An 11,285-nucleotide genomic window follows, 5' to 3' on the forward strand; every position below is an offset into this window, starting at 1 on the left:
ATGAAGGCCATGCTGGCCGACATCGAAAAGCGCATGCCGGGCCGCAAGGAGACGATGATCCGCGCGCTCGCCAACACGCGTCCGAGCCATCTGCTCGACCGCAAGATCTTCGATTTTGCCGGGTTGGTTACAGCTCGGTGACCCTACATGCAGCACTAAAGTTTAATTGAGAAGCATGAGCACTTATGCAACGCTTGATCTCTCCCAAATGGAAAGATTAAGAGCTGCATGCTCGTCGTACTATTCTGCCAGCCCGTCATTAGCAGAACAGCTTGTATTCCGCTCAAACCGGCTTGTTGTGCGGCTGGAACAATTTCCCCCGCTCGGCGATCAGCACGAAAATCAGGCCGATGAGCGACAGCACGAAGAAGGCCGCAACCAGGGGCAGCGTCGTTCCGTCATAGGCCTGACCGATCAATGCACCGATAGCTCCGCCACCTGCCGTGCTCATGAATCCGAGAACGGACGATGCCGTGCCGGCCACATGGCCGAGCGGTTCCATCGCCAGGGAGTTGAAGTTCGAGCCGATCCAGCCGAACTGGAACATCGCCGCGGCAAAGAACAGCATATAGAGCACAAAGGGCGTTGGATGCGGTCCGAACAGCGTCAGGAGCAGCCACAACCCGTTGATGCTCATAAACGCGAGGAGCGCGCCATGTGACAGGCGGCGCATGCCGAAACGTCCGACGAAACGCGAATTCACGAACGACGAGAACGCCATCATTACCGCCACTGCGGAAAACGCGACGGGGAACCAGACGCCGAGATCATAAATGCCGATATAGATCTGCTGCGCTGAATTGATGAAGCCGAAAAGGGCACCGAAGATGAACGAGTTCGCCAGTGTGTAACAGAGAGCCACGCGGTTGGTGAGGACGATCTGGAAGCCCCGCGCCACCGATTTCAGCGTGAAGGGTCTCACATCGGCGGGATCCAATGTTTCGGGCAGACGGATATAGACCCAGACGAGCACGGCGCTGGCGATGGCCGCCATGAAGATGAAGATCAGGTGCCAGTTGCCGAACAGCATGACTGTCTGGCCCGTGCCCGGCGCGATCACCGGTACGATCATGAACACCATCATGATGAGCGACATGACTTCGGCCATCATCCGGCCGCCGTAAACGTCGCGGACGATGGAGATGGTGATCACGCGCGTTGCCGCAGAGCCGATGCCCTGGAGCAGCCGGAACAACAGGAGCGACGTAAAGCTCGGAACGAAGACGCAGGCAATGGCTGAGACGATGTAGACGATCAATCCGGTGAACATCGGGACCCGGCGGCCGAAGCGATCGGAAAGCGGGCCGTAGAGCAGCTGCGAAATCGCAAAACCCATCAGATAGGCCGAGATCACATATTGCCGGTGGTTCTCGCTGGTCACGCCAAGGCTGGCGCCGATCTGTTGCAATCCCGGAAGCATGATGTCGATAGCGAGGGCGTTGATCGCCATCAGCATCGCCATCATCGCAATAAATTCAACCTTGCCCATCCCCTTCAGACGAGGAGCAGCCGAGGTATTCGTGGAGGCATCCATGATCAAACCTGCGAATAACAAACAAAGACAAAGGCGTCGGAACGGCCGACGCCTTTGATATGAAGATTCCGGATTTCCCCGGAATCAATTGAAATTATTGCGTAATCAGGCGGCCTTGATGGCGACGCCCTTTTCGCTCAGGAGGGTTTGCAACTCGCCCGCCTGGAACATCTCTCGGATGATATCGCATCCGCCGACAAATTCACCCTTCACGTAAAGCTGCGGGATGGTCGGCCAGTTCGAGTAATCCTTGATGCCCTGGCGCAGTTCGTTGGAAGACAGGACGTTTACGCCCTTGTAGTCGACGCCGATGTAATCGAGTATCTGCACGACCTGCCCGGAAAAGCCGCATTGCGGAAAACCGGGGGTGCCCTTCATGAAGAGAACGACGTCGTTGCTCTTGACTTCATTGGCGATGAATTCGTTGATACCGCTCATTTCGGGTCCTTTCGCAGCTGCGGGGGGAGGAATCGCAGCCAAAAAATGCGTTCGAGGTCATTTTACCTCAACTCTTTGCCCAGAAAAAGCACGATGGGCGCGTGAACGCAAGTCAAACTCGCGCGAGGCATCACTCCGGCGCGCTGGTCTGCAGGGCGAGCGCATGCAGAACGCCGCCCATGTTGCCCTTCAGCGCATCATAGACCATCTGGTGTTGCTGCACGCGTGACTTGCCGCGAAAGCTTTCTGCGACAACTTCGGCGGCATAATGGTCGCCGTCGCCCGCCAGATCGCGGATCGTGACCTTTGCGTCCGGAATGGCGTCTCGAATCATTTTTTCGATATCGCGCGCGTCCATTGCCATCTCGTTTTCTCCTCAGGCGGCCTGGTTTTTATCGTCGGCCCGACCGCTCATATAGTCAGGGAACCACGATTCGTGTGCTTTTGTCAGGTCTGCTACAGATATGGAGAGTAGACGCCCGATCGTCAATGCATTGCCGCCAACTGTTGCGAGCTTGCGGAACGGAACACCGCAGCCTTCTGCATTCAGCGTAATGATATTGGCCATTTCCGGCGAGGCGGCGACCAGATAGCGCGCCTGGTCTTCACCGAAGAGCAAAGCGTGCGGGTGGGTTTCGCCGATTTCGACGCTCGCGCCCTTGGCCGAAGCCATGCACATTTCGCTGAGCGCAATGGCAAGGCCGCCATCGGACAGATCGTGGCACGCCGTCACCTGGCCGTTGCGGATGGCGGAGCGGACGAAATTGCCGTTGCGCCACTCAGCATTTAGATCCACGGCAGGCGCTGGGCCATCGGCACGGCCATGCAGGTCGCGCAGGTAAATCGACTGGCCAAGATGGCTACCATCACCGCCGAGCAGGATAAGCACATCGCCATCGCGCATGCCGCCGATTTTTGCGGTCTTTGTCCAGTCGGGGATGAGGCCCACGCCCGCAATCGTCGGCGTCGGCAGGATCGCCTGGCCATTGGTCTCGTTGTAGAGCGAGACGTTGCCGGAAACGATGGGGAAGGCCAGCGCGCGGCAGGCATCGCCGATACCGCCAACAGCCTTGACCAGCTGGCCCATGATTTCGGGCCGCTCCGGATTGCCGAAATTGAGATTGTCGGTTGCAGCCAGCGGCTCGGCGCCAACGGCGGTCAGGTTGCGCCAGCATTCGGCGACGGCCTGCTTGCCACCTTCGTAAGGATCGGCCTCGCAATAGCGCGGTGTAACGTCGGAGGAAAAGGCCAGCGCCTTGCTGCGATGGCCCTCGACACGCACAACACCCGCATCGCCGCCGGGAACCTGCAGGGAATTGCCCTGGATCAGCGTGTCGTATTGCTCGTAGACCCAGCGGCGCGAGGAGAGATCGGGCGAGCCGATCATCTGCAGGAGAGCCGCGCCATAGTCTGCGACTTCCGGCACATTGGCCGCAGGGAGCGGCGCATGCTTGCCCGGCTCCATCCATGGACGGTCATATTCCGGCGCCTGGTCGCCGAGATCCTTGATCGGCAGATTGGCGACTTCCTCGCCGTCATGCAGCACGCGGAAACGCAGATCGTCGGTGGTGTAGCCGACAATGGCGAAATCCAGGCCCCATTTCCGGAAGATGGCCTCGGCCTCTTCTTCCTTTTCAGGACGCAGCACCATGAGCATGCGCTCCTGGCTCTCGGACAGCATCATCTCATAGGCGGTCATGCGCTCTTCGCGGACCGGCACGCTGTCGAGGTTGAGTTCGATGCCGAGATTGCCCTTGGCACCCATTTCCACCGCCGAGCAGGTGAGGCCGGCGGCACCCATATCCTGGATGGCGATGACGGCGCCGGACGCCATCAGTTCGAGCGAGGCCTCGAGCAGGCATTTTTCGGTGAAGGGATCACCGACCTGAACGGTCGGGCGCTTTTCGTCGATTGTTTCGTCGAATTCCGCCGATGCCATGGTCGCACCGCCAACGCCGTCGCGGCCGGTCTTGGCACCGAGATACACGACGGGGAGGCCAACGCCCTTGGCTTGCGACAGGAAGATCGCGTTCGTCTTGGCAAGGCCGGCAGCAAAGGCATTGACGAGAATATTGCCATTATAGCGCGCGTCGAAATTCACTTCGCCACCGACCGTCGGTACGCCGAACGAATTGCCGTAGCCGCCAACGCCTTCGACGACACCGGAAACGAGATGACGTGTCTTCGGATGCGCCGGCTCGCCAAAGCGCAGCGCGTTCATCGCCGCAATCGGCCGTGCACCCATCGTAAACACGTCGCGCAGGATCCCGCCGACGCCGGTCGCAGCACCCTGATAGGGTTCGATATAGGACGGGTGGTTGTGGCTCTCCATCTTGAAGACCACGCAATCACCATCGCCAATATCAACGACGCCGGCATTCTCACCCGGACCCTGAATAACCTGCGGACCAGTTGTCGGCAGCGTCCGCAACCACTTCTTCGAAGATTTGTACGAGCAGTGCTCGTTCCACATGGCGGAGAAGATGCCAAGCTCGGTAAAGCTCGGCTCGCGCCCGATCAGATCGAGGATGCGTTGATATTCGTCCGGCTTCAGCCCGTGCGAAGCAACGAGTTCCGGTGTGATCGGGCGGGTATCGGCTTTGGTCATGGGTTCTGGAGCATCCGTGCGAGAGGGCGGCTTTTGCCTCTCTTTAGAGCAAAGAATTTCCAAATGGAACCGGTTCTGCTGCGAGGCGACAGGAAAAACGGGCGGAATCAACAAAGAGGACTGCGGAGCCGTCACGCGACCCTTGTCCGGTGCATATGCGGGGCATAAGGTTTTGCTTTCGGACACCGTTTCCTGCGGAGGGGATCAAGATGACGGGCAGACTGGCGGGCAAGGTAGCAATCATTTCCGGCGGAGCGACCGGCATGGGCGGAGCGGCATCGAAGCTTTTCGCGGCGGAGGGCGCCAAAGTCGCGATCATCGATCGCAACGAACAGGCCTCGGCTGCGACGGTTGCCGAGATCACGGCTGCTGGCGGGGAGGCAGCCTATTTCGTTGCCGATGTTTCCGATGAGGCTCAAGTGCAAAAGGCTGTCGCAGGTGTCGCGCAGAAATTCGGCAGCATCACCGTGCTGTTCAACCATGCGGGCACCATCGTCATCAAGCCGTTTCTCGAAACGACACTCGAAGAATGGGAGTGGCTGCACGCGGTCAATGTGCGCTCCATGTATCTGATGACCCGCGCCGTCATCCCGCACATGCTCGAGGCCGGCGGCGGCTCGATCGTCTGTACCTCGTCCATTTCCGCGGTTGCGGCGACGCCAATGGAAGTTCTCTATGATACCACCAAGGGCGCCTGCCACATGTTCGCTCGAGCGATTGCCGTGGAATTCCGCGATCGCAATATCCGCTGCAATGCGGTTTGCCCGGGCTTCATCAGGACGCCGCACGGTCTGCGCGAGGTCGATGAACTACAGAAGATGGGAGTGGACGTCTCGGAGGAGGCCATGACTGCGGCGCAGGGACGAATCGGCGAACCGGAGGAGGTTGCCCGTGCCGCACTGTTCCTGGCAAGCGATGAGGCGAGCTTCATCACCGGCACGCACCTGTTCGTCGATAACGGCTTTACCGCGATTTGAGGTGAACGGGTCTGCCCGGTACAGTTCTTGAACTGGAGTTGCCGGCCTTCCCGTGTGAAACTGTCATCGGGTCACCGGTAGCGCAGGTCAGACGACCTGACATAGGGAGATAGAACAATGACGGCTTACCTCATCGCAGACGTCAAGGTAACGGATGACAGATGGGTTCCGGAATATGCTGCTGCAGTGCATGGCATTGTCCATAAGCATGGTGGTAAATATCTCGCACGTAGCGGCAATATTAAGGTGCTTGAGGGCAAGCCGCTCGATACTACCCTCATCGCCATTTTGCAGTTTCCTTCAGCGGCAGCAGCTGAGGCCTTCGCCAACGACCCGGAATACGACCGTTTCGCCAAGGCTCGCCAGGACGGCAGCGAAAGCCGTTTCCAGCTCATCGACGATACCGATATCGCGGGAACGATTCCTTATCTTGGCAAGGGGTGAGGACCGAGGGGTTAATCCGCTTCCAGCTGCACGCGCAGGCGCGAACCCGTCGCCTGCGCTACCTTTGCTAGTGATTTTTTTGAAGGCATAGTTGTCCCACGTTCCCAGCGGGCCACCATCGCTTGGGAAGAGCCGATTTTTTCTGCCAGCTGTGCCTGAGTGAGTTTTGCGCGGTGACGTGCTTCGGCAATTGCAAAAGCAATTTCCATTTCAGGACTTACCTTGTCGTAAGCCTTGCGAAATGCTGGGTCACGGCTCCAGCGCTCTTTCAGTGTTTGGACGGAAATGGTCATCAGATCACGCCTTTTGCTGTTTCTTCTGCCAGATCAAGCCAGGTGTTTTTTGGCCCTTCTTCATAAATGCCGCCACGATGATAATCCTGGAGCCTTTGGCGGTTACACAAAGAGCTCGACCATCGTTCCCACCTGCGCTTGGGCGCATTTCCCAGAGCTTCCGCGCAAATGCTTGACAGACGGCTTCATTGAGAACCTCTATCTCATCAAAATCACCTAATATCAAAAAAAGCATAAAATTAATGTTGGCAATAATAAACTCTTCACCTGCGCCATCCGAGCGCGGCCCATTTTGTCAAACGCCATTTTGTCCAGTCAACCAAAGTCACGAATAGCTATCATAACTCGCATTGTCAGTTTCCATCAGCCGGCGCAGGATCGTGAACCCCTGCGTCACTTCTTGCCGTGTCGTGGGCACGGTCAGGCCGAGGCGCACGCGGTGAAACACTTTGTCGGTGCGGCCTGGCTTGAACTCGTCTTCGTCGTCAATCAGCACGCCTTCATTGAGCGCTGCACTTTTGAACGTGCCTGAAAGCCAGGGGTCCGGCAGCTTCATCCACAGAAACGGTGACAGGGACTGCGAAACGAAATCCATGCCGGCAAATACCGATCGGGCGATCGCCTCGCGCGCTGAAACCTCTGCCCGGACCTTGGCGCGGATCGTGTCGGCCTCGCCGGAATTTACCAGTTGCGCGGCCAGTTCCGACATGACGAAGGGGAGGCCGCCCGTGACCATCTTGTGGGCGGTGAGAACGCGTGGCGCAAGATGGGGAGGGCAGGCGACCCACCCGCCGCGCACGCCCGCCGCTACAGATTTGGACAGACCGCCAATGTGGAATGTCCGCTCCGGCGCGAGTTCGGCGATTTTGACGTAGTCATGCGTCAATACCGAGCCGTAGATCTCGTCCTCGATGATCCAGACATTGTAACGCCGGGCGATCTCAACGATCTCGCGGCGGTGTTCCTCCGGCATGGTGGTCGCGGTCGGATTGTGCAGTGAAGGCATCAGGAAGACCAGCTTCGGATGCTGGTGTGCGCAATGCCGTTCGAAGTCGTCGGGCGTCAAACTTCCATTCTGGGTTTGCATTATTATGCTGCGTCGCCCCATGAGGTTGACGCTGCGCGCCGCAGAACAATAGGTCAAATCCTCGAAAGCGATCTTGTCGCCCGGAACTGTAATTGCTGCGATCACTGCGAGAATTGCCGAATGGGCACCAAGTGTGGGCACAATTGAGGAAGGTTCCGGCGTCCAGCCGGCGGCGGACAGCCATTGGCTTCCTGCCTGCTGCCAGGATGCAGGCAGGATGCGGGAGTAGCTGGCGATCTCACTCGGATACTGTTTCGTGATCTGCGCAAGCAGCCGTTCCATAGCATCGGATTGGCCGACTTCGATTGCCGCCGTACTGTCCATGCGAATTTTGCCGGGCGCGGCAACCGGACCGCGGGTGCCGCCGAAGGGTTCGGTATGCGGCGGGGGCACGAGTGACGTTTCCTTGTGATCCGTCACATAGGTGCCACGTCCGACCTCGCCGCTGACAAGGCCGCGCTCGCGGATGAGGTTATAGGCGCGGCCCACCGTGCCGATGGTCACGCCGATATCGAAGGCAAGGTTGCGCTGCGGCGGGAGTTTCGTGCCGGGCGCGAGAACGCCCTGCGCAATATCAGATTCAATTCTTTCGGCCAGCCGCAGGTATAGCGGGCCTTTGCCATTGTCCAGGTCAGGGAGCCAATTTGTCATGGTGACAATTATTACATTGCGATTCCAATTGAGTCAATGCATACAACAATAGCACGAAATTAAGACAAATTGGCCCCTCCCAAGGACAAGACAATGAGTACAATCGATACAATAAGAAGGTGCGATGGCTCAGAAAGTCATAAAGCATCGACAGAAAACGGCAGATTGTTACCCTCCGCAGCGACGCTGGTCGACTGGTTCAACAGCGCAATGTTGAAGCGTCGAACGCGTATGCATCTTAGCGAACTTAGCAATGATCTACTGGAAGATATCGGGGTTTCGCCGGCCGAAGCTCGGCGCGAGATCAAGCGCTTTTTCTGGGATTGAGATGGAGACGATGATGAACACTGCTGCCAATTCCAATATGCCCGCACGGCAGGGCCTGGCATGCGGACTGCAAAGCACGGGTATGATGCGCGTTGCTACGTGGGTGGAAAATGCTCTGCTTAGACGTCGTACCCGGCTGCAACTTGCCGAGCTTGGTGATGATGGGCTCAAGGACATCGGTCTGACGCGCGACCATGTCGAAGCGGATCTTGGTAACTATTTTTCCGCTTGATAGCGATGAAGCCGGCGTGATTGCACCGGCTTCACCTTATTTCAGCCGTGCGCCGAGCAGGATGACTGCCCGTCTGCCCAGCGGCGAACATCAGCCGCGATACGGTTGCCGGCAGAATGCATCATGAGCGGACCGAAAGCCTCGACTTTCGCCGGATTGCCCTCGGCATGAACCACCAGAAGCGGGCGCCCACCTGGATTGCTCGCCGGTACGACCAAAATACGCGGCCGCCCGGAATAAGAATCGAGTTCTGGGGCCAATCGATAGGGCTTGAAGCTTGAATCGCCCGATTTAAACCAGCAATTATTGGCAGCAAGAGCTACGCGCTCCATCGTCGGCAGCGCAGCCTTTTCGGAATTGAAGGCAAGGGAACCCGGTCCCGGTTTGCTCTTCGATTGGCACCCGGCAAGCACCGCAAGCGCGATCATTACGGCGATACCGATCGTCGGCGTCTTCATGCGTCATTCTCCACTGCTGCGCCGTGCGCCCCTTGGCGCACAAGGGACGCAACAGCACTTGAAATTGGGGGTGATCAGGCGGACTCGAGTTCGCCCTGGAACACTTTGAGGCCGTCCGTCATTTCGTACCAGACCAGCGATAGCACCGGATCCTGAACAATCAGTTGCTGATAGGCATCAAATTTTGGATAGGGATCGAGCAGGTCTTTTCGGCCCGACATTTCACGGAAACCGTTGAAGACGAAGCGTGTCGGCGTCAGCCATGCGTCGGCAAGCGTCATCGTGTCACCCAGCGCATAGGGGCCGTGGCACAGGCGCTTCTCGACTTCCGTCAAGCCTATCTCCATCTGTTGGAACAGTTTGGAAATGCGGGCTTCATCCTTCGATTTGAGGTAGAGAAGCTCGAACAGCTCCATCACGGGGGCCAAGACTTCGAGCTCCGCGGCCCGCGCCGTCATGCGCACGATGGCGCGATCGCGTGAATCTGCAGGGAGCAATGAAGGTTGGGGGAAATGCTCTTCCAGATATTCGGCAATCACCGATGCCTCAATGATGGTGAGGCCAGAGCCGGTAATCAAAACAGGAATACGTTTGAACGGCGAGATGGCCCGGAATTCTTCCGGTATCGGAAAGCCCTGCGGCGGCGCGACAATCTTGATCGGTGCCTGTTTGTAGTAGGCGATGCAACGGACGATGGAGGAATAGGGAGATAGCGGCCGCGAGTAGAGTTTCATTCCAGTTTCCTCCGTTTAAGCGCAATCCCCCTGTGGTGGCGGAGACTGCTTCGTCCAACCGTATAGGAATGCCTGCAGAGATCAAGGAAGACGGAAGGGATCGATGATTTGGAGTCGATCGTCGATGATCATGCCATCTTGCATGTCGTCGGACCAGAGAACATCGCATCTGCAATGCTTGGCGGATGCGACCATGAGCGCGTCGACAATCTGCAAGCCATACCGTTCGGCAATAACGAGTGCTTCATCATGAATATCAAGGTCCATGGGAACCACGGTTGGGCAGAGAATTCGGATCGACGAAAGTGCATCACCAACTTCACCCCAGTTCATTTTGAGTTTGCGCCGGGCAACATTGGTGAATTCGTTCAGAACTTGCACCCCGATCGTACAACCTCGGGCAAGAAGCTCCTGCGCCTTGTGGCTGCGCGAATCATCGGTAAAGGCATAAATCAGGACATTGGTATCCAGAAATTCACCGGGCATTGGCTTCGTCACGATCGAACTTCCAGTCGGCAGGCAGTTTCTTGCCAAAAGCGCGGATGCGTTCCAGCGCGCGCTCGCGACTACGATCGTGTGCGATATCGAAGGTGCGCTCGTCCGCCACGCGGATTTCGATCTCGGTACCCTCCTTGAGACCCAATGCGTCTACAACCGTTGCGGGCAATCGGATGGCGAGGCTATTACCCCATTTTGCCACGCGCATGACGGCTCCTCTGGATATACGATCATAATGTATATCCAGAGGGGTGTTCCGTCAATATTTGGAGGGGGTGATTCAGGCAGCAACCCCGAGAATGCCGCTGAACAACGCGCGGCCGTCGGTTCCGCCATGGGCGGCTTCAATGAGGTTTTCCGGGTGTGGCATCAGCCCGAGAACATTGCCGTTCTCGTTGATGATACCGGCGATATCATTGATCGAGCCGTTCGGGTTGGTACCTTGCGCATAGCGGAAGACCACCTGGCCATTGCCCTCGATACGCGCCAGTGTCTCTTCATCGGCAAAGTAGTTGCCATCATGATGGGCGACGGGGCAGCGGATGATCTGACCGTGGGAATAACCGCGCGTGAAACCGGTATTGGCGTTCGTCACCTCGAGCTTCACTTCGCGGCAGACGAATTTCAAAGAAGCGTTGCGCATAAGAGCGCCAGGCAGCAGCCCTGCTTCTACCAGGATCTGGAAGCCGTTGCAGACGCCCATCACCATGACGCCCTTATCGGCCCTCTTGCGGATCGCCTGCATGACCGGCATGCGCGCGGCGATCGCGCCGCAGCGCAGATAGTCGCCATAGGAGAAGCCGCCAGGGATGACGATCAGGTCGACATCCGGAATTTCCGTGTCGGTTTGCCAGACCGTGTGCGGCGCAACGCCGGAAATCTTCGTCAGCGCCGCAATCATGTCGCGGTCGCGGTTAAGGCCGGGAAGGAGGACAACTGCTGATTTCATGGGTGTGATTCAAACCTTGCTTGTGCTTCTGCGAGTTCCCGAAGTTCGAGACGGT

General features: G+C 57.9%; 16 protein-coding genes and 1 pseudogene. 5 read left to right on the top strand and 12 right to left on the bottom strand.

The features are described from left to right. Positions 1-141 (top strand): annotated as a pseudogene (locus tag AAAC48_RS16855) (tRNA 2-thiocytidine(32) synthetase TtcA); the annotation flags it as partial. Between the two features lie 142 nt (positions 142-283). On the opposite strand, the gene AAAC48_RS16860 reads toward AAAC48_RS16855, so the two are convergent. The 4 genes from AAAC48_RS16860 to purL form a co-directional block, all read right to left on the bottom strand. Beyond that, on the bottom strand, positions 284-1,489 hold the full coding sequence (locus AAAC48_RS16860) for a multidrug effflux MFS transporter (RefSeq protein ID WP_340655303.1): 1,206 nt from the start codon (positions 1,487-1,489) through the stop codon (positions 284-286). A 150-nt stretch (positions 1,490-1,639) separates the two neighbouring features. Continuing rightward, complete coding sequence (grxD, locus tag AAAC48_RS16865; protein WP_340655289.1) at positions 1,640-1,972, bottom strand: Grx4 family monothiol glutaredoxin; 333 nt, start codon at positions 1,970-1,972, stop codon at positions 1,640-1,642. Positions 1,973-2,102: 130 nt separating this feature from the next. Beyond that, complete coding sequence (locus AAAC48_RS16870) at positions 2,103-2,336, bottom strand: BolA family transcriptional regulator (protein WP_099998651.1); 234 nt, start codon at positions 2,334-2,336, stop codon at positions 2,103-2,105. Positions 2,337-2,348: 12 nt separating this feature from the next. After that, positions 2,349-4,580, bottom strand: a complete 2,232-nt coding sequence (gene purL / locus AAAC48_RS16875; RefSeq protein WP_340655290.1) for a phosphoribosylformylglycinamidine synthase subunit PurL — start codon at positions 4,578-4,580, stop codon at positions 2,349-2,351. Between the two features lie 209 nt (positions 4,581-4,789). Here purL and AAAC48_RS16880 point away from each other — a divergent pair, with 209 nt between their 5' ends. After that, on the top strand, positions 4,790-5,557 hold the full coding sequence (locus tag AAAC48_RS16880) for an SDR family oxidoreductase (protein ID WP_340655291.1): 768 nt from the start codon (positions 4,790-4,792) through the stop codon (positions 5,555-5,557). 117 nt (positions 5,558-5,674) lie between these two features. After that, positions 5,675-6,001 carry a DUF1330 domain-containing protein gene (locus tag AAAC48_RS16885; RefSeq protein WP_340655292.1) on the top strand — a complete coding sequence of 109 codons (327 nt, stop codon included), beginning with the start codon at positions 5,675-5,677 and terminating at the stop codon, positions 5,999-6,001. 11 nt (positions 6,002-6,012) lie between these two features. Here AAAC48_RS16885 and AAAC48_RS16890 read toward each other — a convergent pair whose 3' ends face one another. The 3 genes from AAAC48_RS16890 to AAAC48_RS16900 form a co-directional block, all read right to left on the bottom strand. Continuing rightward, on the bottom strand, positions 6,013-6,294 hold the full coding sequence (locus AAAC48_RS16890; protein ID WP_340655293.1) for a helix-turn-helix transcriptional regulator: 282 nt from the start codon (positions 6,292-6,294) through the stop codon (positions 6,013-6,015). 4 nt (positions 6,295-6,298) lie between these two features. Beyond that, positions 6,299-6,529: a type II toxin-antitoxin system RelE/ParE family toxin gene (locus AAAC48_RS16895; RefSeq protein ID WP_340655294.1), complete on the bottom strand. Its 231-nt coding sequence runs from the start codon at positions 6,527-6,529 to the stop codon at positions 6,299-6,301. A gap of 90 nt (positions 6,530-6,619) precedes the next feature. Beyond that, positions 6,620-8,032, bottom strand: a complete 1,413-nt coding sequence (locus AAAC48_RS16900; protein ID WP_340655295.1) for a PLP-dependent aminotransferase family protein — start codon at positions 8,030-8,032, stop codon at positions 6,620-6,622. Between the two features lie 93 nt (positions 8,033-8,125). On the opposite strand from AAAC48_RS16900, the gene AAAC48_RS16905 reads away from it, so the two are divergent. Then, positions 8,126-8,359 (top strand): DUF1127 domain-containing protein, encoded by a 234-nt coding sequence (locus AAAC48_RS16905; RefSeq protein WP_340655296.1) that lies wholly within the window; start codon positions 8,126-8,128, stop codon positions 8,357-8,359. Positions 8,360-8,369: 10 nt separating this feature from the next. Continuing rightward, the gene (locus tag AAAC48_RS16910) at positions 8,370-8,591 is read left to right on the top strand and encodes a DUF1127 domain-containing protein (RefSeq protein ID WP_340655297.1); all 222 of its coding nucleotides are present in this window, start codon (positions 8,370-8,372) and stop codon (positions 8,589-8,591) included. A 41-nt stretch (positions 8,592-8,632) separates the two neighbouring features. Here AAAC48_RS16910 and AAAC48_RS16915 read toward each other — a convergent pair whose 3' ends face one another. The 5 genes from AAAC48_RS16915 to purQ all read right to left on the bottom strand — a co-directional run bounded on the left by AAAC48_RS16915 (position 8,633) and on the right by purQ (position 11,230). Next, positions 8,633-9,049, bottom strand: coding sequence for a hypothetical protein (locus AAAC48_RS16915; protein WP_340655298.1), 417 nt, complete (start codon positions 9,047-9,049; stop codon positions 8,633-8,635). A 74-nt stretch (positions 9,050-9,123) separates the two neighbouring features. Then, positions 9,124-9,783: a glutathione S-transferase family protein gene (locus tag AAAC48_RS16920; protein ID WP_340655299.1), complete on the bottom strand. Its 660-nt coding sequence runs from the start codon at positions 9,781-9,783 to the stop codon at positions 9,124-9,126. An 81-nt stretch (positions 9,784-9,864) separates the two neighbouring features. Beyond that, positions 9,865-10,281 (bottom strand): PIN domain-containing protein, encoded by a 417-nt coding sequence (locus tag AAAC48_RS16925; RefSeq protein WP_340655300.1) that lies wholly within the window; start codon positions 10,279-10,281, stop codon positions 9,865-9,867. After that, positions 10,259-10,489, bottom strand: a complete 231-nt coding sequence (locus tag AAAC48_RS16930; protein WP_340655301.1) for an AbrB/MazE/SpoVT family DNA-binding domain-containing protein — start codon at positions 10,487-10,489, stop codon at positions 10,259-10,261. The genes AAAC48_RS16925 and AAAC48_RS16930 overlap by 23 nt, the downstream gene beginning before the upstream one ends. A 72-nt stretch (positions 10,490-10,561) precedes the next feature. Continuing rightward, complete coding sequence (gene purQ / locus AAAC48_RS16935) at positions 10,562-11,230, bottom strand: phosphoribosylformylglycinamidine synthase subunit PurQ (protein WP_340655302.1); 669 nt, start codon at positions 11,228-11,230, stop codon at positions 10,562-10,564. Between the last annotated feature and the right edge of the window lie 55 nt (positions 11,231-11,285).

This window comes from Phyllobacterium sp., from assembly GCF_037994405.1.
GTDB lineage: Bacteria > Pseudomonadota > Alphaproteobacteria > Rhizobiales > Rhizobiaceae > Phyllobacterium.